Source organism: Phascolarctobacterium succinatutens, assembly GCF_958453765.1.
Classification (GTDB): Bacteria; Bacillota; Negativicutes; order Acidaminococcales; family Acidaminococcaceae; genus Phascolarctobacterium_A; species Phascolarctobacterium_A succinatutens_B.
In genome coordinates, this window is the sequence record NZ_CAUDZA010000011.1 from 36,598 (window position 1) to 62,121 (window position 25,524).

Genomic DNA, 25,524 nt, shown 5'->3' on the forward strand with positions numbered 1-25,524 from the left:
TAATGCTAGTTAAACCGGAAAATTTGCGTGGTGCTGCCAATATCTGCAGCGACAGCGGCAAGCGTCCGCTGGCTGCTATGTTCGGTGCAGACGAAACCCTGCAGGGCGGCGGTCTGGCCATCTACTGCCTGTTCTATAATGCTGAAAAACGTGATATAGATGTTTTGAAGGCGCCGTTCCCCGCGGACGGTCCGCTGGAATATCAGTCACTGACTACGCTGCTGCCGGCTGCTGCCTGGTATGAGCGCGAGCTGCATGATATGTTCGGCTTCGAGCCGCAGGGACATCCCGATATGCGTCCGCTGGTGCTGCATGAGAGCTTTCCCGAAGGCTTTCATCCGCTGCTGAAAAAATATCCCAAGGATTATGATGCACGCGGACATCGTGAATACGAAATGCTTACCTCGCAGGGCGAAGGCCTCTTTGAGGTTCCTGTAGGCCCTATTCACGCAGGCATCATCGAGCCCGGTCATTTCCGTTTCAGTCAGGCAGGCGAGGCTATGCTGCAGCTGGATGCCAAGCTGTTCTTTACCCACCGCGGCATTGAAAAGGCTGTCGAAGGCCTGACACCGATGGAGGCACTGCCGATTGTAGAACGCATCTGCGGTGCCTGCAGTGTAGCGAATACGCTGAGCTTCTGTCAGGCGGTGGAAAAATGCTCGGAGGCAGAGGTGCCTTACCGTGCGTGGTTAATCCGTACACTGGCTGCGGAGATGGAGCGCTTGTATAACCATGTGGGCGATACGGGCAATATCTGCGCCGGTGTCGGCTTCTCGCCTGTAATCAGCATGGGCACGCGTCTGAAGGAGTATCTGATGCAGCTTAACGAAATGATAGCAGGCAACCGCTTCCTGCGCGGTCTGATTATCCCCGGCGGTGTGCAGTACGATGTTACCGACGCTATGTTGGAGGAAATCGAAGAGGTTCTGCGTGAGGTAGAAGCTGTTTATGCCGATATGGTACATATCATGTGGGAGCAGGCGAACTTCGTCAACCGTATCCGTACCACCGGCAGAGTACGTCAGGAAACTGCCTTTGATCTGGCTATGGTAGGCGTGGGTGCGCGTGCCAGCGGCAGTACCCGTGACAGCCGTAAGGATATTGGCTACGGTATTTATGATGAGCTTGATTTTGAGGTTATTACGGAAACAGCGGGTGATGTTGAAGCACGTATTAAGGTGCGTATCGGTGAGGTTGCCCAAAGCCTGAAGCTGGTGCGTCAGCTTATCAGCAAGCTGCGCCGCAACGCGGAAACGCAGCTGGCAGTAGAGCTGGGCGAGCTGCAGCAGGAGGAAGGTCATTTTACCTGGGGCATCAGCGAATCTGCCCGCGGTGATAATCTGCATTGCCTGCTGCTGGACAAGGAAGGCCGCATAGACCGCCTGTTTGTGCGCAGTGCCTCCTATCCTAACTGGCCGGCACTGACTGTGGCAGTACAGGGCGACATCATTCCGGACTTCCCGTTAATAAATAAGAGCTTTGAGTTATGCTATGCCTGCATAGACCGCTAAGGAGGTGGCAAGATGTTAAAAATGCTGGAGGCAATTCTTCACGGAAAGATTGCTACCGAAAATATTGATACTACGGGCCACAAGCGTCTGCGCGGTCAGCTGCAGTGCGACGGCAGCTGCGACGGCTGCGGTGCCTGTGCCGCTGCCTGCCCGGTAGGAGCTGTGAGCGTGGCTGACGGTAAAGCAAAAATAGATTACAGTAAGTGCGTTTTCTGCGGCCGCTGTGTAGAGGCCTGTGCGCGTAAGGCGCTGGTGCACACGAACCATGATGCTTTGGCGCAGATTCTGGCTGACAGTGCCGTTGAGGTAAGTGAGGCAGTCACAGCAAAGCTGGGACGCTCTCTGCATGTACGTCATCTTGACGCTGGCAGCTGCAATGCCTGCGATTTTGAGCTGGGTGCGATGAGTAACCCTGTTTATGATTTGCACCGTTACGGTATCGCCTTCGTTGCTTCTCCGCGTCATGCGGATATGCTGATGGTGACCGGCGTTGTTACGCGCAATCTGGAGCAGGCGCTGCGTATGACCTATGACGCAATGCCTGAGCCGAAAATGGTGATGGCCTGCGGTGCCTGTGCCTGCGGCGGCGAAACCTATGGCAGCACTTATGCTGTTGTGGGACGTGCAGCTGACGTTGTGCCGGTTGATATTGCCGTGCCCGGATGCCCGCCGCGACCGGCTGCGATTATTGTGGCTTTGTGTGCTGCGGCAGACATGCTGAAGGAAAGAATGTAACCCTGTTTTATAAAGGAATTAATCAGTATTTAATTACACTGATTAATTCCTTTTTCTGCATTTTTATACTTGTACTCTGCTGTAATACGTGATAATATATAGAAAATCAGTTACGTTCGATAAACTGATATAGGTAATATAAATGAGGGGGTTTGAAAAATGATTGTTTTTAGACCGGCAACTTTCGGCGATGTAGAACATATACACAAATTGCTGAATTATTATGCAAAGGAAGGCTTGATGCTGCCGCGTGCGCGCAACTCTATTTACGAGAATCTGCGCGATTATATTTTAGCGGTGGAAAATAACCGTCTGTTGGGCTGCGGAGCGTTGCATTTTGTCTGGGACCGCTTTGCGGAAATCCGCTCGCTGGCGGTGGAACCGAGCCTGCAGAAAACAGGCATAGGCCGTCAGCTGGTGGAGCATTTGGAAAAGGAGGGCATTGAGCGCGGAGTGACGATGTTTTTCACTCTGACCTATCAGCCGGGATTTTTTGCCAAGTGTGATTATATTGAAACGGCGAAGGATAAGCTGCCGCAGAAGGTATGGAAGGAATGCGTGTATTGTCCGCAGTATCCGTACTGTAATGAGATTGCTTTCATCAAGACAACGGTTGATTACGAGCCGTCGCAAATTAAATTTTAATTTTAAGAGCTGCCATGCGCATTTTGTCATCGCTGATGACGAGGCTGCGCTGCGGGCGGCTCTTTTATTTTTTTGCGTGGAATGTTACAATAATCAAATAGAGTATAAAAACCGCACGGTGATTTTGCCGCTGCGGTGTCAGATAAATTTACGGAAAAGAGGTTGAACTTATGAAATTATATTCCTGGAATGTTAACGGTTTACGTGCCTGCATGACGAAGGGCTTTGCCGAATTTTTGCAGGAGGCAGCACCGGATATTATTTGTCTGCAGGAAACGAAGATGCAGCGCGAGCAGGCGGATTTTGTATTCCACGGCTACGAGGAGTATTGGAACAGTGCGGAGCGTAAGGGCTACAGCGGTACTGCTGTTTTTACGAAGGTTAAGCCTTTGGCTGTTACCTATGGACTGGGACAGGAGGAGCACGATAAGGAAGGGCGTGTGATTACGCTGGAGTTTGAGAGCTTTTATCTGGTGACGGTGTATACGCCTAATTCCAAGGATGGCCTGGCACGTCTTGATTACCGCATGGTGTGGGAGGATGTGTTCCGTGCTTATCTGCAGGAGCTGGATGCGAAGAAGCCTGTTGTTGTTTGCGGTGATCTGAATGTGGCGGCTGAGGAGATTGATTTGAAGAATCCTAAGACTAACCGCAAGAATGCAGGCTTTACGGATGAGGAGCGCGCTAAGTTCCGTGAGCTGAAGGCTGCGGGCTTTACGGACAGCTTCCGTTATCTGCATCCGGAGGAGGTTAAGTACAGCTGGTGGAGCTATCGCTTTAAGGCGCGTGAGAAGAATGCCGGTTGGCGTATTGATTATTTTGTGGTGTCGGACAGAATTGCGGATAAGCTGCAGAGTGCGGAGATTCACAACGAGGTTTTCGGCAGCGACCATTGTCCGGTAAGTGTTGAGCTGGATGTGTGAATTTCTGGCGTCGCAATTGTATATCGTTTCAATCAGAGCAATTTCTTAACGCAAATTTCGTGTGGAACCAAGACGAAGTGCCGCAAAACTCGCGCGAAGCTGAAAGATTTTGCGATATTAGTCAGCATAGCGCTCAAACAGTTGCGACACTTCGGTGGTTCCAGACACTCATTTGCTAAAATTGCTATTCATTCCACGATATAGCAATTGCTCGTTTGCTGTTTAGATTTGTGCAGTTATATTTTTAGTGTTTTACAGTTGGTGATTAGTATGGATTTTAAAATTCAGGCTCCGTTTGAGCCTGCCGGCGACCAGCCGCAGGCGATTGCCAAGCTGGCGGAGGGCGTAGAGCAGGGCCTGCGCACGCAGGTGCTGCTGGGCGCAACAGGTACGGGCAAGACGTATACGATTGCGCAGGTAATCAATAAGGTGCGCAAGCCGACTTTGGTGATTGCGCATAATAAGACGCTGGCGGCACAGCTGGCGAGTGAGCTGAAGGCCTTCTTCCCGGAGAATGCAGTGGAATATTTTGTTTCGTATTACGATTATTATCAGCCGGAGGCCTATATTCCCCAGTCGGATACGTATATTGAGAAGGATGCTTCGATTAACGACGAGATTGATAAGCTGCGCCATAGTGCGACCAGTGCTTTGTTTGAGCGTAAAGATGTAATTATCGTAGCCAGTGTTTCCTGCATTTACGGCTTAGGCGCGCCGCAGGAATATTATGATATGGTGCTGTCGTTGCGCTTGGGGCAGATTATCGACCGCCAAAAGATTTTGCATAAACTGGTGGAGATTCAATATAATCGTAATGATATTGATTTCAAGCGTGGCACCTTCCGTGTGCGCGGTGATGTGATTGAGGTTATTCCGGCGGCGTACGGCGAGAAGGCTGTGCGCATTGAAATGTTCGATGACGAGGTTGATCGCATTGTGGAATTTGATGTGCTGACGGGTGAGATTCTGGCGCAGCGCAATCATGTGGCAATTTTCCCGGCGAGCCACTATGTTACGAGTCGTGAGAATCTTGAACGCGCTATGAATGATATTCGCGAGGAGCTGGACGAACGTCTTGATGAGCTGAATAAGCATGGCAGGCTGCTGGAGGCACAGCGTCTGGAGCAGCGCACGAATTACGATTTGGAGATGATGCAGGAGATGGGCTACTGCTCCGGCATCGAAAACTATTCGCGCCATCTGGCGGGACGCAAGGCCGGTGAGCCGCCGTTTACGCTGGTAAATTATTTTCCCAAGGATTTTTTGCTGGTTGTGGATGAGTCGCATGTAACGCTGCCGCAGATTCGTGCTATGTATGCCGGTGACCGTTCGCGTAAGGAGATGCTGGTGGAGCATGGCTTCCGTCTGCCGTCGGCCTATGATAACAGACCGCTGACCTTTGACGAGTTTCAGGCGCAGATTAAGCAGGCGATTTATGTTTCGGCTACGCCGGCGAAGTATGAGCTGGAGCAGGCGGATAATGTTGTCGAGCAGATTATCCGTCCGACTGGACTGCTGGACCCGCAGATTGAAATCCGCCCGATTAAGGGACAGATTGACGATCTGCTGGGCGAAATCAACAAGGTTGCTGCCGCAGGTGAGCGTGTATTGGTCACTACGCTGACGAAGCGCATGGCAGAGGACCTGACGGAATATCTGAAGCAGGCAGGTGTGCGTGTGCGCTACTTGCATTCGGAAATCGCCACGATTGAAAGAGCGGAGATCATCGACAGTTTGCGTGCCGGTAAGTTTGATGTGCTGGTAGGCATCAACCTGCTGCGCGAAGGCCTTGATTTGCCGGAGGTATCGCTGATTGCGATTCTAGATGCGGACAAGGAAGGCTTTTTGCGCAGTGATACGGCGATGATTCAGACCATCGGACGTGCTGCGCGTAATGCGCATGGTCGCGTTATTATGTATGCCGACCGTCTCACCGACAGCATGCAGCGGGCGATTGATGAAACAAACCGCCGCCGTGAAAAGCAGCAGGCGTACAACGAGGAGCATCACATTACTCCTAAGACGATTTACAAGGAGCAGCGCCAGCTGATTAAGCTGACGAAGGTGGCAGACACCGAGGAGGCAACATCCTATGGCAGCAGCAAGAAGCTGAAGCAGAAATCAACTAAGGAGCTGAACACGCTGGCCCGCGAGCTGGAAAGACGGATGCAGGAGGCGGCCAAGGCGCTGGATTTCGAGGCGGCGGCCGAGCTGCGTGACCAGCTGATTATTGTCAAAGGACAGATGGGACAGAAGCTGGTGCCGAAGAAAAAGAAAAAATAAACGCTGACGCAGAAGTTTGACTTTTCCTGCTTTGCGTTATATAATATACAAGATATTTTTATTCAAATTCTGTGAAGCGGAGCAGTAGTCTGCAGTATCTTTCAGAAAGTCGGCGGTTGATGCGAGCCGGCAGTTAGGGCAGATGAACTCACCGTGAAGAAGCCGCAAGGAAATGTGCGGACGTGATGCTGCGTTAAGGCTAATTGAGTGGCGGCTGTAGCCGCAATCAGGGTGGTACCGCGAATTTTTCGTCCCTGACCTTCTTTAAGGTCGGGGATTTTTTATTTTCGACCAACAATAATACCTGGGAGGTAATGAAATGATTCAAGAAAAGTATGCTCCCCATGATATTGAAGCTAAATGGCAAAAATACTGGGAAGAAAACAAAACCTTTAAAGTAGAGATGGATAAGGATAAGCCTAAATCCTACGTTCTGGAAATGTTCCCCTATCCGTCCGGCAACCTGCACATGGGCCACGTTCGTAACTACTCCATCGGCGACGTAATCGCACGTTTCCGCACCATGAAAGGCTTTAATGTTCTGCATCCGATGGGCTGGGACTCCTTTGGTATGCCTGCTGAAAACGCTGCTATCAAACACAATATTCCGCCTAAAAAATGGACTCTGGAAAACATCGCCAACATGACTCGTCAGCTGAAGGCTCTCGGTCTGTCCTACGATTGGAACCGCGAGGTTACCACCTGTAAGGAAGATTATTACAAATGGACTCAATGGTTCTTTGAGCTGTTCTACAAACGCGGTCTGGCAGTTAAAAAGGAATCTGCCGTAAACTGGTGTGACACCTGTAACACCGTATTGGCTAATGAGCAGGTTATCGACGGCAAATGCTGGCGCTGCGACCATGAGGTTGTTAAAAAGGATTTGAGCCAATGGTTCTTCAAAATCACCGATTATGCTGATGAGCTGCTGAAGGATCTTGACCTGCTGCCGGGCTGGCCCGAGCGCGTAAAAACCATGCAGCACAACTGGATCGGCCGCAGCGAAGGCTTGGAATTCTCCTTTGAAATCCCGGCACTGAACGATACTGTTGCTGTTTACACCACCCGTCCGGATACTGCTTACGGCGTAACCTTCATGGCTCTGGCTGCTGAGCATCCACTGATTAAAAAGATTTGCGAAAACAATCCGAAGGCTGACGAAATCAACGCTTTCTGCGAGCGTGTTCGTAATCAGTCCGAAATTGAACGTACCTCCAGCGAATCCGAAAAAGAGGGCGTATTCACCGGCGTATACTGCATTAACCCGTTCACCGGCCGCAAGGTAGAAATCTGGGTAACCAACTATGTACTGTATGATTACGGTACCGGCGCTGTTATGGGCGTTCCTACCGGTGACCAACGTGACTGGATGTTTGCCGACAAATACGGTATTGAAAAGATTGTTACCATCTGCCCGGTTGGCAAAGAGCTGAAGCTGGAAGAAATGACCTGCGCTTACGAAGAAAAAGAAGGCATGCTGGTTAACTCCGGCGAATTCACCGGCATGGAAATGCACAAGGCTATGAGCGCTATCATGGACAAGGCTGAAGCTGAAGGCTTTGGTAAACGCCGTGTAAACTATCGTTTACGCGATTGGCTGATCAGCCGTCAGCGTTATTGGGGCGCTCCGATTCCTATCGTTTACTGCCCGCACTGCGGCGAGGTTCTGGTTCCGGAAGACCAGCTGCCGGTTCGCCTGCCTGAGGACGTAAGCTTTACTGCCGGTGCTAAATCTCCGCTGGCAACCTCCGAAGAATTCGTTCACTGCAAATGCCCGAAATGCGGTGCTGACGCAACCCGTGAAACCGATACCATGGACACCTTCCTGTGCTCCTCCTGGTACTATCTGCGTTATACCGACGCACACAACGACAAGATGCCGTTTGACAAGGAACTCAATAACTATTGGGGTCCTGTAGACCAATATATCGGCGGTATTGAGCATGCTATTCTGCATCTGCTGTATTCCCGCTTCTTTGTAAAGGTTCTGCGTGACGCAGGCCTGGTTGATTATGATGAACCGTTCAGCAACCTGCTGACTCAGGGCATGGTAATCAAAGACGGTGCTAAGATGAGTAAATCTCTGGGTAACGTTGTTTCTCCTGAAGAAATCCTTTCCAAATACGGTGCAGATACCGCGCGTCTGTTCATCCTCTTTGCTGCTCCACCTGAAAGAGAGCTGGAGTGGAGCGACCAGGGCGTTGAAGGCTCCTTCCGCTTCCTGAATCGTATCTGGCGTATCGTACAAGCATTTGAAGCTGTTCTGGCACAAAAGGTTACCGAATACGATCACAGCAACCTGAGCGAAGCAGATAAGGACCTGCGCCGTGTACTGCATAGCAGCATTAAGAAGGTTACCAACGATATCGAAACCCGCTTCAACTTCAACACCGCTATTTCCACTATGATGGAACTGGTTAACGCTCTGTATGCTTATAAAGAAGCTGCCAAAGAGCCGAATGCAGGTCTGATTTACGAAGCAATTTCCGACCTCATCAAGATGATGAGCCCGTTTGTTCCGCATATCACCGAAGAGCTGTGGCGCGGTGCTATTGATGCCAACAGCAGCGTACATGAACAGAGCTGGCCTGAGTGCGATGAAGAAGCACTGAAGGTTGACAATGTAGAAATCGTTCTGCAGGTTAACGGCAAGGTTCGCGGCCGTCTGACTGTTCCGGCTGAAGCTACCAAAGAAGAGCTGGAGAAGATTGCTATGGCTGACGCTAACGTTCAGGCTCACATCGGCGATGCAACCGTACGCAAGGTTATCTGCGTACCCGGCCGTCTGGTTAACATCGTAGCCAAATAAAATCTGTCGCGAGCTTTAGTATTACTGGCCACTAACCACTAATAACTAACCGCGACCACCGCAGTTACAGCTGTCCTGCAGCAGGCAGTTTCCGCAGACTGTAGCGCGGACAAAAAAATAAGCAGTGCATGTCAGCAATGACATTATTTAGTAGTACTAAATAACGCTTACATTTTCAGAGTCTCTGAGAATAACGTAATTGTTATTCTTGGGGACTCTTTTTGTTTTTGGGGGAGTACCCTCTCCGCCTCACTGCGTTCGGCACCTCTCCCTTATAGGGAGAGCGAATTCGACGTGCAATTTTTACTTTATTTCTAGGAGGATTGTTATGGGATTTATTGAACAAAATCGAGATTTATTACCTTATGCCAAATATCTACGAAAGAATATGACTAAGCAGGAAAAGCATTTGTGGTATGATTTTTTATCTAAGCATAGGTTAAAGTGGTATAGGCAAAGGATTATAGGTAGCTATATAGTCGATTTTTATTGTAGTAAATTAAAACTGGTTATTGAAATAGATGGAGGACAGCACTTGCAAAAAAATAATTTGTATTGTGATAATGTTAGAACCTTGGCTTTGCAACAGGAAGGCATTTATGTTTTACGGTTTATGAACAGTGACGTTGATTATCATTTTGATTATGTATGCAACGAAATAGAAAAAAATATTAATGAAAGATTAGAGAAATGCATAGATAGTATTTCGAAAAAGTCTCCCCTGTAAGGGGAGATGTCGCCGAAGGCGACAGAGAGGTATAGTAAACAATTTTCAAAAATACGGAGGTATACCAATGCAAGCAAAAGCAAAAAAAATCATCTTTATCGCCGTCCTTATCGTTGGCTGTATTATCACCGGTTTTATCAGTACCGATAATAAGGAAAAGTCTTTGCCCATGGGCAGCATGCTGCAGTCCTCACAGACTGCGGCTGTGTCTAAATCTGCGCAGACAAAAACAGTGCGCGTACAGGTGAGCGGCGCCGTGCTGGAGCCGGGAATTTACGATGTGCCTGCCAGCTGCAGAGTGGAAGAGGCCATTGCTGCTGCCGGCGGTCTGACGGAAAATGCCGACAGTGAACGCGTAAACCTGGTGCGTAAGGTGCGCGACGGTATGCAGATAAGAGTGCCGGTGCAGAAGGCTACACGGACAAGCAGAACGCAGAGGAAAAAGGCTCAGGCAAAGTCCGGTTTAGGTGAAAGTGCGTATAAAAAGTACGGCAGTGCTAAAGCAGGCTCAGGCAGAAACAACAGCATGATGCAGAACGTGCGCATCAACAGCGCGAGCGCCGGTGAGCTGCAGCAGCTGCCGGGTATTGGTCCTGCGTTGGCGCAACGTATTGTGGAAACAAGAAACAGCGGGCGTTTTACCAGCGCGGAGGATTTGCTGCGTGTGCCGGGAATCGGCAAGGCCAAGCTGGCAAAGCTGCGTAATTATGTGGAGGTAGATTAGTGCTGCAGAAAACACGTTATCTACGATTATTTTTACCGTTCATGCTGCTTTGTATATTATTCTTTCGTCTGCTTACCGTGCTACCGTCCGCCGAGCAGCAGCTTGCTGCCTGCTTCGGGCGGCAGCTGGTTGTGCAGGGTGCGGTGGAACCTTTGAGCGTGCACCGGCAGGAAGGTTTTAGCAGTGCGATTCTACGTTGTCAAAAGGTTTATAGCGATACGGAGCTTGCTTACAGCGGTCGTTTGCGCGTGAGCGTGAAGGGCGAGCTGCCGCAGGTAGGCTGCGTGGTGCTTAAGGGGACGCTGGAGCAGCTGGACAGCCTGCGTAACCCCGGAGGCTTTGATGCTGCAAGCTACAACAGAGTGCAGGAGCTGGGCGGACGGTTGCGCAAGGCGCAGCTGCTAAAGATAGAACAGCAGGTTTTGTAGTGGCAGCGTTTTGCTTTGTGGAACAAAAAGCTGAGCGAGCGCATAGAGGCAGCAGCCGGCGCTGAACATGGAGCACTGCTGAGCGGCATGGTGCTTGGCGGCAGCGGCAGGCTGGATGAAGAAACACGCGAGCTGTTTACGGATAACGGGCTGGCACATCTTCTTTCTGTTTCGGGCACGCATATTGTGCTGCTCACAGGCCTGCTGCTTGCTTTGCTGCAGTGGGTACCGCTGCCCTGGCGTAAGGTTATAGTTATCATTTTGCTGGCTGCCTATGCTTTGCTCTGCGGCTTGCGTCCTCCGGTGCTGCGAGCACTGGCTATGAGCAGTGTTCTGCTGCTTGGCGGCAGCGGTGCGGAGCGCGGGCGCTTGCTGTGCCTGGTGGCGGCACTGCTGTTGTGCCTGCAGCCGTTATGGCTGGCCGATATCGGTTTTCAGTTATCCTTCGGGGCGGCGGCCGGTCTTTTGTGGCTGTTGCCTGCATGCCAAAGGCTGCTGCCGCAGGCTTTGCCTGCGCCGATAGGCGAGGCGGCAGCAGTTTCACTGGCAGCACAGCTGGCTGTACTGCCGCTGGAGGTTTATTATTTTCACCAAATTTCGCTGATTGCCCTGGTAAGCAATATCGTGCTGGTGCCGGTGTTGGAAATTGCCGCGCAGATGGCACTCGTGGGCGCACTGTTGCCTGCCTGCGGTGATTATCTGTTGCAGCTTGCTGCTTGGCTGACGGCGCAGGTGCTGACGCAGGCACACTTTTTTGCCGAACTGCCGTACAGCACTGTAATTATCGGCAAGCTGCCTGCTTATTGCTTTGTAATCTATTATGTAGCGCTCTTTGTGTGGGCAGATTTTCCCTGGCTGCAATTTTGGAGTAATAGGGAGCGTCGCTGCATCTTGCTTTTGCATGCCTTGCTGCTTGCCGGGACGCTTGCTTATCAGCAGTATTGCATGCTGCCGTTAGCCTGCTATTTTCTGGACGTTGGGCAGGGGGACTGCGCTGTTATCGTCACGCCGTCGCAGCGGGTGGCAATTATTGATACTGGCGGCTTGAAAAATATATCGACAGCAACGCGCGTGATAACACCATTTCTGCGCTATCTTGGCAAGCGTGAAGCGGATATCCTGCTTTTAAGCCATTATGATTTTGACCATGTGGGTGCTGCGGCGGATTTATTGCGACAGCTGCGGGTAAAAAAGCTGCTCCTGCCCAATGAAGCACTTACAGAGGAAAGCCAAAGGGTGCAGCAGGAAATTTTGGCGCAGGCCGGCAGGACGCAGGCGCATGTTGTGCAGAGCGGTGAACGATATGCGTTGGACGCTGCTGCAGAGCTTGTTTTGGTTGATGTGCCGCAGCAGGCTGTGCCGGGAAACGAAGCCAGCACGCTGGTGGCGCTGCACAGCGCGCAAGGCAGCGTGCTGTTTACAGGCGACATGGGGGAAGAACGCGAGCGAGGGCTGCAGCTGCAGCAGTACGCTGTGCTGAAGGCAGGACACCACGGTTCGCATTACAGCAGCAGTATGGAATTTCTGGAGCAGGTGCAGCCTAAGCTGACGGTGATTTCCTGCGGGCGCGGCAACCGCTACGGCCATCCGCATCAGGAAACGCTGGAGCGTTTGCAGGCCATAGGCAGCAATGTTGTCAGAACGGATGAGCTGGGGTGCATCAAAGTTGTTTTTGACGCAGAGGGAATAAAATGCTATAGTTATGTATATCATAAAAATGTTTTTTAGGAGTGCGAATATACTCATGGACATTAAAGCAGAAGAATTGCTTGCCAAATTACAACAGCATAAGCCGCTGCCGCAGGCGCAGGTACTGCTTTTGTGCGGTGAAGAGGATTATTACCGTAACAGCATTATTGCCGCGCTGCCGGAATATGTTTTTGGCGATACGCCGGAGGCTGACCGCGAAATAACGGTTTTTGACAAGGACACCAACCTGTCCGGATTGCAGGCAGCCGTCAATAGCTATCCCTTCTTCTGTGGCAAATCGCTGATTTTCCTGAAGGACGAAAAACTTTGGGCAGCAAAGCCTGCCAAAGCAAATAGTGCTGCAGATGCGCAGGATGATACCGATTCCAAGAAAATGGAGCAGCTGGCGGCGATTGTCAGCGACGTACCGGATTATTGCCTGCTTGTAATCAGCAGTAAGAAAATGGATAAGCGGACCAAGCTGTATAAGCAGCTTAAAGCAAGTGCGCTGATTTGTCCGTGCGAGCGCATTAAGGAAAGAGATCTTGATGACTGGCTGTATGCGCAGGCAGCAGTATACGGCGCGCATTTCACCAGAGATGCGTTGGCGGCTATCAGCGAATATATTGAGCCCGTGAAGGAAGAAATTCCTTTGGATTTACTGCAGCAGGAAATCGGCAAGCTGGCGATTTATGCCGCAGGACGCAGAGAATGGACGGAAGAGGATGTGCTGAATGTTTTTGCACTGCTGCCAAACGCTTCATCTTTTGCACTGACCAACTATATTATGGCAGGCAAGCTGAAGCAATGTCTGGAGCTGTTGGCGAGCGAACGCAAGCACGGAACCTATATCCTGCCTTTGAGCGCAACAGTAGCATTCAAGCTGCGTCAGGTGCTGCATTATCTGGAGCTGAAGCGCAGAGGCTACGACCAGAAGGGCATTATGGATGAGCTGGGGATGCGCAGCCCATACGCCTACAGATTTTTGGAGCGCGACAGCAGGCGCTTTGATGAAAAACGTCTGACGGAAGCTTTGCTGGGACTATCTGATATGAATATCAAACTGCGTCAGGGCGGACGTGGCTACGAAAAGCTGGAGGAAATTCTTGTCCGCCTGCTTGCATGATATCTTATCCTCAGAAATTAAAGCTGGACAAAAGCACTTAATATCTGCTATAATAGTAAGACAGTCAACGAGGACTTTTTTGAGTAAGGAAGTAGTGTGTCCATGCTTAAAAAGGTCCTTTTTCGTTTATCTTGCAGAAAATATGTAGGGAGCATTTTTCTGCAGCATGATAATTAGGGAGTATTGAGAAAGGAGGCAGCCTTATGGCTGCACTGATCATGAACAACAAAGATTTACTGTATGTAATTAAACCTGAAGAACAAAACGAAAGCACTCTGCGTGAGCTTCTGACTCTGCATCCGGAGATTCAGTTCGTATCTCTGATGGGTGTGGATTTTGCCGGCAATGATACCGATGAAAAAATTCCGATGAAGATTTTCCTTGAGGATATCGAAGGCTTTTTGGCAGGCAGCGCAGCACAGACTGACGGCTCCTCCGTTGTGCTGACCGGTATCGCTACTCTGAACGATGCCCGCGTTGATATGAAGGTTGATAAAACCGTTAACTGGTTTGTTGATTATAACTATGAGCATTTTGACGCAGAAAGCGGTCGCATGATCGGCACTCTGCGCATTCCCTGCTATCTGATTCACAACGGCAATCATGTTGATTCCCGTTCTATTTTGAATGATACTCTGGCTTATGTAGAAAAAGAAATCATGGATTTGTTTGCTAAGCATCCGGTAATTGCCGGCCTGGAGCATGTAAATCCTGCTGAGATTGAAAAGCTGCTCTTCACCAGTGCTACCGAGCTGGAATTTTGGGTAAAAACTCCGCGTGAAGACGCACCGCTGGAGGCTCTGAGCTCTTCTCAGGTAATGCAGGAGCAATATTGGCAGCGTACCCGCGGCAACGTGCGTACTGCATTGGAGCAGACTATTCAGACTTTGGAGCTGTACGGCCTGGAGCCTGAAATGGGCCATAAGGAATGTGGCGGCGTTAAAGGTCAGATTGACGGCGCAGGCCATATGACTCACGTTATGGAGCAGCTGGAGGTTGACTGGAAATTCAGCAGCGGCGTACAGACTGCAGATAACGAGCTGCTGGCGCGTATCATCGTTAAAGAGATTTTCCGTATGAACGGTCTTGAGGTTTCCTTCCAGGCTAAACCGATTCCCGGTGTTGCAGGCAGCGGTGAGCATACGCATGTGGGCATTGCCGCAAAAATGAAAAACGGCAAGATTGTCAACCTGTTCTCGCCGAAGGATATGCATGAGGACTTCCTGTCCGCTATCGGCTACGGCGCTCTCATGGGCCTTTTGAAAAACTACGAGGTAACCAATCCGTTTATCTCCTGCACAATTGACTCTCTGAACCGTCTGAAACCCGGCTTTGAAGCTCCTGTCTGCATCGTTACCAGCCTTGGCCTGAGCCCGGATAACCCGTCCCGTAACAGAACCATTCTTGCAGGCCTGATCCGCGATCTGGACAACGATAAAGCTACCCGTATCGAAATGCGTTCTCCGAACCCGTACACCAATACCTACATCGCCATTGCAGCCTTCTACCTGTCCTGCCTCGACGGTATCAAGGCTTGCGTAGAATCCGGCAAGGACCTGAAGGCTTTGGAAAAGGAGATTTCCAAGAAGGCCGGCGAAGAGGGCTTCTATTTGGATACCGACCGTCAATACCGTACTGAGGAAGATGTGTTTGAAGATTTCAGTGCTGAAGAACGCAGCAAGCTGTTCGGTGAACCGCCTGCTACCGTTTGGGAAAATCTCTGCGCTTTCGAAAAATATCCGGAAAAAGTTGCCGTGCTCACTCAAGGCAATATCCTGAAGAAGGAATATATCGACTCCTTCATGCAGGGTGCGCTGATTCGCTGGAAAACCGAGCTTTTGACTCGTCTGATTCCGGAAAACTATCAGGCTGTTATCGATATGAAGCGCCTGCATAACCAGGAAACCTGCACCGACTGCGACTTGGCAATGTGGCGTAAGATTCAGAACCTGCGTGCTAAGCTGGCTAAGGATTCCTTCGAAGAGAAGAGCATCTTCACCGCTATCCGCAGAGCTGTTGCCGAGGGCGATTACGATACTGTTTCCAAGCTTAAAGTTGAGATGGGAGCAACTATGGAAGAGCTCAAGACTCTGTATCACGATTACAAGCAAAATATTATCGATTAATTTATCTGCTTCTTGCATGGCTGCTGTACTCAAAGTGCGGCAGCCATTTTGTTTCGCGCTTATACCAAAGTGCGATTATTGAAAAAATTATCCCTAAAACTTTCCTTTCAGCTTATTTTTTTGCATGAAACTGTTGAGTTAAGTGCTGTTTTGTGGTAAAATATCAAAGATATATTGACAGTAATATTTTCTGCTGTCCGAAGAAAGGCGATGATAGCTGTGGAGCAGGTCAAGGATGTTCCTGCCTATATTCGCCAGATGTACACGGATAATAATTTTATGACTCAATTCGGTGTGCATATTGGTGAGATAAAGTGTGGCAGTGCTGAAGTCAGCATTGACGTTGATCCGGCGAAGCATTTTAATCATCGTGACATATGTCACGGCGGAGTGATGTTGGCCTTGGCAGACTCCGTTCTGGGTGTTACCGGTGCAAGCGTGGGCGCTGTAGTGGCAACTCTTAATTTCAGCATGAATTTTATCAAAGGTGTCCATGAGCCGACAACCTTAACGGTACGAAGCCATATTAAGCATTCCGGACATTCTACGATGGTTATTGAGGCTGAAATGACTGACAGCAAAAAGAATTTAATTGGGACGATTTTAACAACAATGTTTGTCGTCGACAGATTTAAAGAGATACCCGCCAAATGGTGAGCTTACCTGAGTTTATTTGGAAGGGAAATGACGCGGAAGACCGCTTGATATCAAGGAGGATATGATGGATTTTGCATTAAACGAGGAACAATTAGAATTACAGGAAATGGTAAGGGAGTTTGTTGAAAAAGAAATTACTCCTTATGCTGCTGAAATGGATGCAGAAAACCATATGCGTGACGGCCTGATTGACAAGGCTAACGAAATGGGCTTGCTGAACGTTATTGTTCCGGAAGAATTAGATGGCCCCGGCCTGGACAGCATTTCTGTTGCTACCATTTATGAAGAGCTGGGCAAAGGCTGCGCAGGTGTTGCAACCTCTCTGGCTGCCAACAGCCTGGCAACTGTACCTGTTCTGCTGGCAGGCACCGATGAGCAAAAGAAAATGTATTGCGATATCCTGAACAACGGCGGTCTGGCTGCTTTCGCTCTGACCGAACCCGGTGCAGGCAGTGATGCAGGCGGTGTTTCTACCCGTGCTGTACACAACAAGGAAGAGGGTACCTACACTCTGAACGGTACCAAAATGTTCATCACCAACGGTGGCCTGGCAGAAATTTTCCTGGTATTCGCTAACACCCGTAAAACCGGCGGTATCCGTGGTTTGACTGCTTTCATCGTTCCGAAAGACACCCCGGGCTTCTCCGTTGGCAAGAAAGAAAACAAAATGGGCATCCGTCCTTCCAATACTACCGAGCTGGTTCTGCAAGACGTTGTTATTCCTGAGTCCTATCGCGTAGGCCGCGAAGGCGAAGGCTTCCGTATTGCTATGAACACCTTAGACAGCGCTCGTCCGTTCGTTGGCGCTGTTTCCGTAGGTATCGCTCAGGCTGCTCTGGATTGCGCTGTTAAATATGCTAAAGAGCGCCGTCAGTTCGGCCAACCGATTGCTTCCTTCCAAATGGTTCAAGGCATGCTGGCTGACATGGCTATGAAGGTTGAAACCGCTCGCCTCATGGTTCAAAAGGCTTGCTGGATGCGTGACCAGGGCATGGAATTCTCCAAAGAGGCTGCTATGGCTAAATGCTATGCTGCTGATACCGCTATGCAGGTAACTACCGACGCTGTTCAGGTAATGGGCGGCTACGGCTACACTAAAGAGTACCCTGTAGAGAAGATGATGCGTGACGCTAAAATCATGCAAATCTACGAAGGCACCAACCAAATTCAACGTCTGGTTATTGCCAACAAGCTGTTATACTAATAGCTATCATAACAAAGATAAATTTATTGAGAGCTGCTGCACTTTTGTGCGGCAGCTCTTTGTTGTTTTTATTCGTGACAATGGTTTACACGTATGCTAAAATATAAAGATAAAGAGCTTTTAAAGCATAATAAAAAGCAGAATCTTTGCCACAAATCATTTTGCTGAGAATTGGGGGGCAAATACATTGTTAGCTGATAATTTAAAGCAGGTTCAGGAGCAGATAGCGTCTGCTTTGGACAAGCGTAAAAATAAAGACCTGCTCACAGGAGATAAGGTAATGCTGGTGGCGGTGACGAAAAACCATCCGCCCGAAATTATTACGGATATTGAAGCCTTGGGCATTGCCAACGTAGGCGAAAACCGCGTGCAGGAGGCTAAGCATAAGCAGGAGGCCTTGGGCAAACACGGCTACTGGCATCTTATCGGCCATCTGCAGACAAATAAGGCACGTCAGGCAGTTGCTTTGTTTGACCTTATTGAATCGGTAGACAGCGAGCATTTGCTGGCTACGATTGATAAGGAGGCAGAACGCATCGGTAAGGTGCAGGATATTCTTTTGCAGCTGAACATTGCCCATGAGGAGCAGAAGTCCGGTTTAGATAAAGAGGATTATCTGGCGCTGCTGCCTAAGCTGCCGGAATATAAGCATGTACGTCTGCGCGGGCTGATGGTAATTGCCCAAAAATGCGAAGATATTGAGCAGACAAGGCCTGTATTTGCTGCAGGCTACCGTGCGTTTGCACGCTTAAAGCAGCAGTATCCGCAGGCGGATATCCTGTCTATGGGTATGAGCAATGATTACACAGTTGCAATAGAAGAAGGTGCCAATATTGTGCGTGTAGGCACAGCCTTGTTCGGACAGCGTGATTATAGTCTGAAATTTTAAGACATAGATAAGGTTGGTGACGTAATGAATATTATTGATAAAATCATGAATGCATTAAGTCTTTATGACGAGGAAGAAATCATCGAGGAAGAAGTGGAGCAAAAGCCTGCCAAGACCGAGCAGGAGCCGGCTAAACCCAAGAAGCGTTTCTTCGGCAGCAAGGAGCCTGCCGCTGCAGCACCGGCAGAGGAGCCTAAGCGTGAACGCAAATCTATTTTGAACTTCAAAGGTTCGGCAGCAAAGCCGGAGCCGGTTAAAAATGAAAAAATGGGCAGCAAAACCATTAACCTGCCTATTGCCGACAAGCTTATGACAGTTGTACTGCTGGAGCCTGTAGATTTCAATGATTCTCCTAAGATTGCCGATTATCTGCGTGATAATCAGGCTGTAGTTGTTAATTACGATAAGACAGATAATGTTGTTGCCAAGCGTATGACCGATTTTATCAGCGGTACTGTTTATGCTATCGGTGGCAGCATGAAAAAGCTGGGCCGCAATATTGTTATCTGCGCCCCGAAAAACGTAGATATAGATGCGGGCGAAGAGCACGAGCTTGACGAGAGGGGAAATAATCCATGGGACAAATAGCAGTAAAGAAGATTGCATTTATCGGCGGCGGCGCTATGGCCAAAGCTATTATCAAGGGAATTATCGGCGGCGGTCTGATTGCGCCGGAGATGATTACCGTAGGCGAGCCGACTGAGGCACATGCGCGCACTCTGCATGAAGCCTTTGGCGTAAATGTCACTACGGATAATAAAGAGGCAGTAAAGGATGCTGACCTGGTAATCTTTGCTGTAAAGCCTCAGGTGGCACCGGTGGCGCTGGTGCCTGAGCTGATGGCTGCGATGAAAAAAGATGCCTGGGTGCTTTCTATCATGGGCAGTGTTACGCTAGAGCAGCTGCATGCCTATGCTCCGGGGTTCCCGGTAGTTCGCACGATGCCGAACACTCCGCTGGCAGCAGGCGCCGGCATGACTGCCATCTGCTGCGATGAGGCGGTAACCGAGCCGATGAAGCAGACTGCGGCAGCAATTTTCAGCAGCTGCGGCGAAATAGAATTTGTAGATGAAAAAGCATTGCAGGCGATTACCGCTATTTCCGGCTGCGGACCGGGATATTGCTTTGTGATTATCGATGCACTGGCTGACGCAGGCGTGCGTGCCGGTCTGCCGCGTGCGCTGGCTATTAAGCTGGCCGCACAGACATTGGCAGGCAGCGGCAAGCTGTGCGTAGAAAGCGGCCTGCATCCGGCACAGCTGCGCGACCAGGTAACAAGCCCCGGCGGCACGACTATTGCCGGCATCCATGCTTTGGAAAACCATGGCGTGCGCGGTGCTTTTTATGATGCGGTGCAGGCAGTGCTGCAAAGAGATAAGGAATTACAGGGGAAATAATTTATGGCAGACAGAGAAAAAATTCTGCGTTACTTTAAAGCTGGCGGTGACGAACAGCTGGCGGCCAAGCTGCTGGACTTGGCCGAGGGCGCCAATAAATCACGCAAGTTTCGTGTGAGCGAGTTTCTTGATCCTCATGCCTATAATGTTGCGGAAATTATTGCGGCAAACTATGAAAATGTGCGTCTGGAAAGCGACGGCGGCTTCAGTAATGCCGAAAGGGTGAAGGCTGCCTTTGTTGCCGATGATTTTTACGGCCAGCCGGATTTCGGTATGGCCTATTTTCTGGCGGCCTGGGATAAGCGCTATTATGATTTGTCGCATCGCGATATCCTGGGTGCGTTTATGGGCACGGGCTGCAAGCGCGAGGCCTTGGGCGATATCGTTTTTGTGCCCGAGGGAGCGCAGTTCGTAGTAGAAAAATCGCTGGTAAATTATCTTACCGGTAATTTGACGCAGATCGGTTCTGCGCCGGTAACGCTTACGGAAATTCCCCGCGAGGAATTGTTGCAGAAGGAAGAAAAGGTTAAGCTGATTAACGCGACAGTCGCTGATTTGCGCCTTGATGCCGTGGCAGCGGCAGGCTATGGCGTAAGCCGCAGCCGTATGGCGGATGAAATCAAAAGCCTGAATGTCAAGGTAAACTGGAAAGAGGCCAAGAAGGCGGCACAGCCGGTGAACGAGGGCGATGTAATTTCCTTCCGCGGCCGTGGAAGGGTAGAGATTGAGGAAATCCGCGGCACTACTAAAAAAGGACGCATCAGCGTAACGCTGAAGCGTTATATCTAGGAGGATAAACCATGCTTAATCCGGAGGATTTAAAGAAAAAAACTTTTACCAAGGGTTTTCGTGGCTATGAGGTAGAAGAGGTAGACAAGTTTCTTGCCAAGCTGATTAAGGAATACGAATACCTTTATCTGGATAACCTGGAGCAGAAGGAAACTATCGAGCGTGTCAGCTCCAAGCTGGAATATTATCAGCAGATGGAGGCGACCATGCAGAGCACGCTGGCTGTGGCGCAGGAAACTGCTGACGAGGTGAAGAACGCCAGTGAAAAGAAGGCGGCGCTGCTGGAGAAGGAAACGGCAGTGAAATGCGAGCAGCAGCTGAGCGAAGCGAAGGCTGCGGCGCAGAAGCTGCACGACGATACCATGGCGCATGCCGAGGATTTGTATAATCAGACAAAGAACAAAACCGATAACATGCTGCAGGCAGCGATGGCTGAATGCAATAAGCTGCGTGAAGAAGCTAAGTCCTATGCCGAAAAGCTGCGCAGCAGTGCCGAGGTAGATGCCGATAAACTGCGCATTACTACCGAGGATGTCTGCAAAAAACGCGCCAACAGCGCTGCCAGCGAGGCTAACAAGCTGCTGGAGGATGCTCGCAGCGAAGCCGGCAGAATGATGCTGGATGCAAATACTAAATATCGTAAACTGGTGGGGGATGCAGAGGAACGCAGCCGTAAAATTATTTTTGAGGCTGATGCCAAGGCTGCTATGGCCGAACAGGCTTATAACGAGCAGGTGAAAAAGGCGGCGCTGCATCGAAAAAATATGCTGCATCTGCTGGAAACGCAGGTTGAGCTGCTCAAAAACTATGCCAGTCATAACGAAGAATAGTCGGAGGCTGAATGATGATTATCTTAGTGAGGCATGGTTAAGCAACGCATCACACGCAAAGATTGACCGGCGGCTGGACGGATTCGCAGCTGACCGAAAAGGGAAGGGCGCAGATAAAGGCTGCTGCGGTAAAGCTGGCGAAGGATTTTGCCGGACGTAATTGCAAGCTGCGGATTCTGGCAAGTGATTTGCAGCGTGCTTCCGCATCGGCGCAGATTATTGCCGAGGAGCTTGGCTTTAAGGGCGAAATAGAGCATTGCCGTTTCCTGAGGGAAAAGAATAACGGTATTGCTGCCGGCATGACCGAGGAAGAGGCCAAGAAGCATTTTTGCAAGCCGGCTTCCGAGCAGGAGCTGGATCACCGCAACTATCCCGGCGGCGAAACGCGCAATGAGTTCTATCGCCGTAATGTACACGGTCTGTGGCATTGTGCGGATGTCGACAAGGAAAATCTGCTGATTGTTGCGCATAAGGGCACAATACAGAATATTATTTTCCGTTGGCTGGGAATGGATATGCAGCAGGTGGCGGCGTTTAACTTTTCGGTTGATGTGCAGCCTGCCAGCGTAACTGTTCTGGGGATTAACAAATGGCATGAGCATGCTGTTTTCCGCTTGAATGACGTTAGTCATCTGACGCAGGGAAAGGGTTTTGGCGTGTTTGAGTTTAAGTACGAGAAGTGAATAAGGCTGTGAATGACCGCTTGGGTGCTTGGGGAAAAGCGCTTAAGCGGTTGTTTTTGTGTTCTCACTATACTAATGGCTTTTTTTGTCGTTTTATTCACCCCCTAACGCAAAAAATAAGCAGGACAAATTTGAAGATAGTTTATCCTGCTTGCGTTTATCATATAATTTATCTGAGTAATACGGCAGATAAATAATTGGTTGGGTAGTTACTTAACTTCATTTTGTCAACAATAATGCCAGATTGCTGAGATAATTCTCGCGAATACAGTACTCCACCAGATCATGATCTGTCCACTTGCTCTGCATATTTCAGAAGATAAAAAATGCGTAAAGCATCAAAACTTGGTACAATAGAAGTGAAACAAATAATCAACCAAGTATGAGAGATCCATGTCTAAACTCCTAGCACAGATGCAGCAACTTTTGCAGACTGCTTGATATATTTTATTTCTTAAAATATCCTTTTTTCAACAATAAAAATGCTCCGCTTACTCTTTTTTTAGGGTAGGCGGAGCATTTTATTATTTATTGTTCAGTTCTATAGCCAGTAGCCTTATATGCTCCTGCGCTTCTGCTTCCGTTTCGCACATGGAAAGGATGACCGGCATTTTGGACCAGTTGACAAAGGCCAGGACAAAGTAATGGTCTACGTATTTATCATTAGTATAAAAGTACCAGTCACCGGTTTCGTAAACAAGGCTGGTAATGGTATCGCTGTTGATGTAATCAGAGAAGCGGTTCATGTAATCCCAATGGTTATCCTCGTAAGCAATTTCATCGAGCGTGTTGTCCGTCAGCTCCAGATCGGATGGGTAATCAGGCTTGGAAAAGGTCTTTATGAACATTGCTTTGTCTCCTTTTAGCAAGATTTTGGCGATAATTCCAAGGCTTCTCAATTTTTTCCTGCAACCATAAGCCTTTATGGCAGCGCTTTGCTGCTGCCTCAAATTTATCATACATTTCGCATTTATCGAAGTTCATGTGGTAATGCAGTGCCATGCCTTCCTTCAACATTTCGGCGCTCACGTCCTTTCCTTCGCAATATACAAAAGCAACTTCACGGTTATACTTATCAATACACTTAATTTTCAAGCGGACTGTGCCTTGGCGTAACAGTTCGCTTAGTTTTTTTGTTGATTCCGTGCCAAAGGGCTGCTCCCTTTCCGGTGCATCTATCATAGCAAGGCGGATGCGGTGTGCTTCTCCTGTTATATTGCGTACATGGATGGTATCACCATCTATAATGCGTACCACATATGCTGTATAGGTGCTGGCAGGCCTCGCTTGTGCGCTGACTATGGATGCCATGCCGATAAGACCGAGGGCAAAGAGAAGAAAGAGAGTATAGGTGATTATTTTATAGCGCATATTATTTTCCTTTTCTATAAAGATGGGCTGCCGTACTGCTAGGTACGACAGCCCCTGTGCCATATGATTAGTTCTTTAGTATATTTTTGCTTGTATATACTATTTTACTGTTGTACATATGGAAATTGCATCACAAGTCTTTCCTGCAATACACGGGTTAAGGTGTCGATATTGGCACTCAGCTTTTCAATTCTGCCTTCCATACGGACCAGAAGATACGAGCTGACGAGCATAGGGAAACCGTAATCCGCAGCAGCGGAGAGAAGTCTGTCAAATTCCATGAGGATCACTCCTTAGTGTTTTTTACGCCAGAACTTGGACATTACGATTGACAACACGAGCTTCAACAGCTTGTACCAAGTCACCGCCGACGGTGCTGAAAATGTTGGCTGCGACGATTTTTTGCATCGCTGCGTCGGTTTCGGCTTTGGAGAGGTTTTCTTTGGGGTTGGAGATAGTGATGATTTTGGTGCTGCCTGCAGCGTTTTTAAAGACGAGTTGTAAAGATTTTTCCATGGGTGATTGCTCCTTTGTGTCATGTTTTTTGTTTATTTTGTGTAGTTCCTGTTTCGCCCCCTTCCGCTATGTGCCCCCCTTAGTCGCTGACGCGACAGTTCCCCCAAGGGGGAACCGAGAATGTACTAATGAAGGTTAAAGAAACGCTATTAGACTTGCCTGCCCCTTGGGGAAGGTGTCAGTGAGCGTAGCGAACTGACGGAAGGGGGGGAGCTAAGTTAGCGAGTAGACGGAAGGGTTGTGAAAGATAAAAATTCGGTAGAAGATAGCCTCTCCTTGGGGAGAGGTGCCGAGCTTGTCGAGGCGGAGAGGGGTTCTGCCTAAAGCAGCGTTGCTTTCAGTCCCCTCTCAGTCACCCTATCGGGTGACAGCTCCCCCCGAGGGGAGCCTTTTTTTACGCCTCCGCCAGCTCACTCTTTTCGGTCAGCTCAATATCCTTATAAGGCTTCTCCATCAGACCGCCGAGTGCAGTACCTGCCTCGTACACCTTGTCCAGTGCAGCGTCAGTCTTGATACCGTTGAAGTTTTTCGCCTTATACTTGGTAGTGCCGTCGGCACCGGTGCCATCCTCAACGTTGATTACCAGAGTACGTTTCAAAATTTCCTGATTGATTTCTGCCATAGACTAAAACTCCTTTCGATGATGAAAAAAATGATGGGTAGATGATTTGCAGCATTTACGCTGCCAGCAGCTCAGGCTGCTCCACTTCCACTTCATGCGGCTGCAGCAGCTTGTCCCTGAGCATACTGTGCAAATACGCCAGAGCTTTTTTCCGCAGCAGCACGCCTCCCGGGCGCAGGGCCCTCGTTTCCGGCATGCCTTTGAGCATGTACAAATCCCAGCGCATATCGGGATCACCTTGACCGGGACCGTATTGGTCGCGACTGGCTGCTTCGGCATGAGTCATTACCGTATCATTATTGATTTCCAGTTCCAACTCGTGACACAGGATAGCGACTACAATCGCCATCTGTTCCACCTGCAGCATTGTCGGTGGATATGCGCCAAACACAGGATTGCATTTGTAGGCAAGGATTGCATCCTTAGCGCAACAGAGAGTGACGCCAATGGAGCGACTGTTGCGACGCCAGGTGTGCGACTTATATTCGCGCAGCATGTTGCAGGTGAGGTAAAGCTCGCCCTGCTCGCCAATGTTGATGTGGTAATCATCAAAAACCTGCTCGTAGGTTCCTGCCGTCCAATGCAGATAGATGTGAGTGATACCGCCTTTGGCATTTCTAGCCAAGATTCGCAGCTGTTCATGATTAATTCTGCGGGGATTTGTTACAAGCATATATCAAAAAGCTCCTTTGTATTTTTTCTCCCATGCGCCTACTTGTATATCCGGATTCTGCTTTCGGCAAGAGGCGGGAGTGTGTTGTTTTTGCCTCTCACTATACTAATGGCTTTTTTTTGCGTTTTTTTCACCCCCTCAGTAAAAAAAATTTTTAAAAAATATTT

The 25,524-nt window shown here is 49.4% G+C and carries 26 protein-coding genes and 1 other annotated feature; of the genes, 20 read left to right on the plus strand and 6 right to left on the minus strand.

Going from position 1 to position 25,524, the window contains the following annotated elements:
• Nucleotides 1–2: 2 nt before the first annotated feature.
• The 20 genes from Q7Q81_RS06060 to Q7Q81_RS06155 all read left to right on the plus strand — a co-directional run bounded on the left by Q7Q81_RS06060 (nucleotide 3) and on the right by Q7Q81_RS06155 (nucleotide 22,175).
• Nucleotides 3–1,511 (plus strand): hydrogenase large subunit, encoded by a 1,509-nt coding sequence (locus tag Q7Q81_RS06060; RefSeq protein ID WP_304229138.1) that lies wholly within the window; start codon nucleotides 3–5, stop codon nucleotides 1,509–1,511.
• 12 nt (nucleotides 1,512–1,523) lie between these two features.
• Nucleotides 1,524–2,246 carry an NADH-quinone oxidoreductase subunit NuoB gene (nuoB, locus tag Q7Q81_RS06065; RefSeq protein ID WP_293693024.1) on the plus strand — a complete coding sequence of 241 codons (723 nt, stop codon included), beginning with the start codon at nucleotides 1,524–1,526 and terminating at the stop codon, nucleotides 2,244–2,246.
• Between the two features lie 162 nt (nucleotides 2,247–2,408).
• Nucleotides 2,409–2,891 (plus strand): N-acetyltransferase, encoded by a 483-nt coding sequence (locus Q7Q81_RS06070; RefSeq protein ID WP_363186529.1) that lies wholly within the window; start codon nucleotides 2,409–2,411, stop codon nucleotides 2,889–2,891.
• A gap of 170 nt (nucleotides 2,892–3,061) precedes the next feature.
• Nucleotides 3,062–3,814 (plus strand): exodeoxyribonuclease III, encoded by a 753-nt coding sequence (locus Q7Q81_RS06075; RefSeq protein ID WP_304274428.1) that lies wholly within the window; start codon nucleotides 3,062–3,064, stop codon nucleotides 3,812–3,814.
• Nucleotides 3,815–4,084: 270 nt separating this feature from the next.
• Nucleotides 4,085–6,097 carry an excinuclease ABC subunit UvrB gene (uvrB, locus tag Q7Q81_RS06080; protein ID WP_304274432.1) on the plus strand — a complete coding sequence of 671 codons (2,013 nt, stop codon included), beginning with the start codon at nucleotides 4,085–4,087 and terminating at the stop codon, nucleotides 6,095–6,097.
• Nucleotides 6,098–6,159: 62 nt separating this feature from the next.
• Nucleotides 6,160–6,356 (plus strand) — a binding site (T-box leader).
• Between the two features lie 60 nt (nucleotides 6,357–6,416).
• Nucleotides 6,417–8,906 carry a leucine--tRNA ligase gene (gene leuS, locus Q7Q81_RS06085; protein WP_304274436.1) on the plus strand — a complete coding sequence of 830 codons (2,490 nt, stop codon included), beginning with the start codon at nucleotides 6,417–6,419 and terminating at the stop codon, nucleotides 8,904–8,906.
• A 328-nt stretch (nucleotides 8,907–9,234) separates the two neighbouring features.
• Nucleotides 9,235–9,633: an endonuclease domain-containing protein gene (locus Q7Q81_RS06090; RefSeq protein ID WP_304274439.1), complete on the plus strand. Its 399-nt coding sequence runs from the start codon at nucleotides 9,235–9,237 to the stop codon at nucleotides 9,631–9,633.
• Between the two features lie 67 nt (nucleotides 9,634–9,700).
• Nucleotides 9,701–10,357, plus strand: a complete 657-nt coding sequence (locus Q7Q81_RS06095; protein ID WP_304274442.1) for a helix-hairpin-helix domain-containing protein — start codon at nucleotides 9,701–9,703, stop codon at nucleotides 10,355–10,357.
• Nucleotides 10,357–10,785 (plus strand): DUF4131 domain-containing protein, encoded by a 429-nt coding sequence (locus Q7Q81_RS06100; RefSeq protein ID WP_304274445.1) that lies wholly within the window; start codon nucleotides 10,357–10,359, stop codon nucleotides 10,783–10,785. Before Q7Q81_RS06095 ends, Q7Q81_RS06100 begins: the two co-directional genes overlap by 1 nt.
• Nucleotides 10,786–10,800: 15 nt before the next feature.
• Complete coding sequence (locus Q7Q81_RS06105) at nucleotides 10,801–12,513, plus strand: DNA internalization-related competence protein ComEC/Rec2 (protein WP_304274448.1); 1,713 nt, start codon at nucleotides 10,801–10,803, stop codon at nucleotides 12,511–12,513.
• 16 nt (nucleotides 12,514–12,529) lie between these two features.
• Entirely contained in the window at nucleotides 12,530–13,600 is a 1,071-nt protein-coding gene (gene holA / locus Q7Q81_RS06110) for a DNA polymerase III subunit delta (protein ID WP_304274450.1), read from the plus strand.
• 203 nt (nucleotides 13,601–13,803) lie between these two features.
• A complete protein-coding gene (locus Q7Q81_RS06115; protein WP_304274454.1) occupies nucleotides 13,804–15,726 on the plus strand; it encodes a glutamine synthetase in 1,923 nt (640 codons plus the stop codon).
• A gap of 210 nt (nucleotides 15,727–15,936) precedes the next feature.
• Entirely contained in the window at nucleotides 15,937–16,383 is a 447-nt protein-coding gene (locus tag Q7Q81_RS06120; RefSeq protein ID WP_009144463.1) for a PaaI family thioesterase, read from the plus strand.
• Between the two features lie 64 nt (nucleotides 16,384–16,447).
• Nucleotides 16,448–17,587, plus strand: coding sequence for an acyl-CoA dehydrogenase family protein (locus Q7Q81_RS06125; RefSeq protein WP_040564471.1), 1,140 nt, complete (start codon nucleotides 16,448–16,450; stop codon nucleotides 17,585–17,587).
• A gap of 187 nt (nucleotides 17,588–17,774) precedes the next feature.
• Complete coding sequence (locus tag Q7Q81_RS06130) at nucleotides 17,775–18,476, plus strand: YggS family pyridoxal phosphate-dependent enzyme (RefSeq protein WP_304274457.1); 702 nt, start codon at nucleotides 17,775–17,777, stop codon at nucleotides 18,474–18,476.
• 24 nt (nucleotides 18,477–18,500) lie between these two features.
• Entirely contained in the window at nucleotides 18,501–19,064 is a 564-nt protein-coding gene (locus Q7Q81_RS06135; protein ID WP_293390113.1) for a cell division protein SepF, read from the plus strand.
• Nucleotides 19,052–19,873: a pyrroline-5-carboxylate reductase gene (proC, locus tag Q7Q81_RS06140; RefSeq protein WP_304274459.1), complete on the plus strand. Its 822-nt coding sequence runs from the start codon at nucleotides 19,052–19,054 to the stop codon at nucleotides 19,871–19,873. Before Q7Q81_RS06135 ends, proC begins: the two co-directional genes overlap by 13 nt.
• Before the next feature lie 3 nt (nucleotides 19,874–19,876).
• Complete coding sequence (locus Q7Q81_RS06145; protein WP_021720901.1) at nucleotides 19,877–20,662, plus strand: RNA-binding protein; 786 nt, start codon at nucleotides 19,877–19,879, stop codon at nucleotides 20,660–20,662.
• Nucleotides 20,663–20,673: 11 nt separating this feature from the next.
• Nucleotides 20,674–21,492 (plus strand): DivIVA domain-containing protein, encoded by an 819-nt coding sequence (locus Q7Q81_RS06150; protein WP_210684097.1) that lies wholly within the window; start codon nucleotides 20,674–20,676, stop codon nucleotides 21,490–21,492.
• 62 nt (nucleotides 21,493–21,554) lie between these two features.
• Nucleotides 21,555–22,175 carry a histidine phosphatase family protein gene (locus Q7Q81_RS06155; RefSeq protein WP_304274462.1) on the plus strand — a complete coding sequence of 207 codons (621 nt, stop codon included), beginning with the start codon at nucleotides 21,555–21,557 and terminating at the stop codon, nucleotides 22,173–22,175.
• Nucleotides 22,176–22,699: 524 nt separating this feature from the next.
• Here Q7Q81_RS06155 and Q7Q81_RS06160 read toward each other — a convergent pair.
• The 6 genes from Q7Q81_RS06160 to Q7Q81_RS06185 all read right to left on the minus strand — a co-directional run bounded on the left by Q7Q81_RS06160 (nucleotide 22,700) and on the right by Q7Q81_RS06185 (nucleotide 25,357).
• Nucleotides 22,700–23,023, minus strand: a complete 324-nt coding sequence (locus tag Q7Q81_RS06160; RefSeq protein ID WP_304274465.1) for a hypothetical protein — start codon at nucleotides 23,021–23,023, stop codon at nucleotides 22,700–22,702.
• Complete coding sequence (locus Q7Q81_RS06165; RefSeq protein WP_304274467.1) at nucleotides 22,995–23,546, minus strand: thermonuclease family protein; 552 nt, start codon at nucleotides 23,544–23,546, stop codon at nucleotides 22,995–22,997. Before Q7Q81_RS06165 ends, Q7Q81_RS06160 begins: the two co-directional genes overlap by 29 nt.
• Nucleotides 23,547–23,650: 104 nt before the next feature.
• Complete coding sequence (locus tag Q7Q81_RS06170; protein WP_249748044.1) at nucleotides 23,651–23,827, minus strand: YvrJ family protein; 177 nt, start codon at nucleotides 23,825–23,827, stop codon at nucleotides 23,651–23,653.
• 22 nt (nucleotides 23,828–23,849) lie between these two features.
• Complete coding sequence (locus Q7Q81_RS06175; RefSeq protein WP_304274470.1) at nucleotides 23,850–24,062, minus strand: DUF2922 domain-containing protein; 213 nt, start codon at nucleotides 24,060–24,062, stop codon at nucleotides 23,850–23,852.
• Between the two features lie 394 nt (nucleotides 24,063–24,456).
• Nucleotides 24,457–24,684, minus strand: coding sequence for a DUF1659 domain-containing protein (locus Q7Q81_RS06180; RefSeq protein WP_210684102.1), 228 nt, complete (start codon nucleotides 24,682–24,684; stop codon nucleotides 24,457–24,459).
• 55 nt (nucleotides 24,685–24,739) lie between these two features.
• Complete coding sequence (locus tag Q7Q81_RS06185; RefSeq protein WP_304274473.1) at nucleotides 24,740–25,357, minus strand: peptidoglycan recognition protein family protein; 618 nt, start codon at nucleotides 25,355–25,357, stop codon at nucleotides 24,740–24,742.
• Nucleotides 25,358–25,524 lie beyond the last annotated feature (167 nt).

Excerpts from the sequence above, each read along its gene's own strand:
- Q7Q81_RS06180 (WP_210684102.1), bottom strand. The coding sequence starts at position 24,684 with ATGGCAGAAATCAATCAGGAAATTTTGAAACGTACTCTGGTAATCAAC.
- uvrB (WP_304274432.1), top strand. The coding sequence starts at position 4,085 with ATGGATTTTAAAATTCAGGCTCCGTTTGAGCCTGCCGGCGACCAGCCG.
- Q7Q81_RS06160 (WP_304274465.1), bottom strand. The coding sequence starts at position 23,023 with ATGTTCATAAAGACCTTTTCCAAGCCTGATTACCCATCCGATCTGGAG.
- leuS (WP_304274436.1), top strand. The coding sequence starts at position 6,417 with ATGATTCAAGAAAAGTATGCTCCCCATGATATTGAAGCTAAATGGCAA.
- Q7Q81_RS06175 (WP_304274470.1), bottom strand. The coding sequence starts at position 24,062 with ATGGAAAAATCTTTACAACTCGTCTTTAAAAACGCTGCAGGCAGCACC.
- Q7Q81_RS06115 (WP_304274454.1), top strand. The coding sequence starts at position 13,804 with ATGGCTGCACTGATCATGAACAACAAAGATTTACTGTATGTAATTAAA.
- Q7Q81_RS06170 (WP_249748044.1), bottom strand. The coding sequence starts at position 23,827 with ATGGAATTTGACAGACTTCTCTCCGCTGCTGCGGATTACGGTTTCCCT.
- Q7Q81_RS06120 (WP_009144463.1), top strand. The coding sequence starts at position 15,937 with ATGATAGCTGTGGAGCAGGTCAAGGATGTTCCTGCCTATATTCGCCAG.
- Q7Q81_RS06165 (WP_304274467.1), bottom strand. The coding sequence starts at position 23,546 with ATGCGCTATAAAATAATCACCTATACTCTCTTTCTTCTCTTTGCCCTC.
- Q7Q81_RS06185 (WP_304274473.1), bottom strand. The coding sequence starts at position 25,357 with ATGCTTGTAACAAATCCCCGCAGAATTAATCATGAACAGCTGCGAATC.
- Q7Q81_RS06135 (WP_293390113.1), top strand. The coding sequence starts at position 18,501 with ATGAATATTATTGATAAAATCATGAATGCATTAAGTCTTTATGACGAG.
- nuoB (WP_293693024.1), top strand. The coding sequence starts at position 1,524 with ATGTTAAAAATGCTGGAGGCAATTCTTCACGGAAAGATTGCTACCGAA.
- Q7Q81_RS06090 (WP_304274439.1), top strand. The coding sequence starts at position 9,235 with ATGGGATTTATTGAACAAAATCGAGATTTATTACCTTATGCCAAATAT.
- Q7Q81_RS06150 (WP_210684097.1), top strand. The coding sequence starts at position 20,674 with ATGCTTAATCCGGAGGATTTAAAGAAAAAAACTTTTACCAAGGGTTTT.
- Q7Q81_RS06145 (WP_021720901.1), top strand. The coding sequence starts at position 19,877 with ATGGCAGACAGAGAAAAAATTCTGCGTTACTTTAAAGCTGGCGGTGAC.
- Q7Q81_RS06125 (WP_040564471.1), top strand. The coding sequence starts at position 16,448 with ATGGATTTTGCATTAAACGAGGAACAATTAGAATTACAGGAAATGGTA.
- Q7Q81_RS06095 (WP_304274442.1), top strand. The coding sequence starts at position 9,701 with ATGCAAGCAAAAGCAAAAAAAATCATCTTTATCGCCGTCCTTATCGTT.
- Q7Q81_RS06060 (WP_304229138.1), top strand. The coding sequence starts at position 3 with ATGCTAGTTAAACCGGAAAATTTGCGTGGTGCTGCCAATATCTGCAGC.
- holA (WP_304274450.1), top strand. The coding sequence starts at position 12,530 with ATGGACATTAAAGCAGAAGAATTGCTTGCCAAATTACAACAGCATAAG.
- proC (WP_304274459.1), top strand. The coding sequence starts at position 19,052 with ATGGGACAAATAGCAGTAAAGAAGATTGCATTTATCGGCGGCGGCGCT.
- Q7Q81_RS06075 (WP_304274428.1), top strand. The coding sequence starts at position 3,062 with ATGAAATTATATTCCTGGAATGTTAACGGTTTACGTGCCTGCATGACG.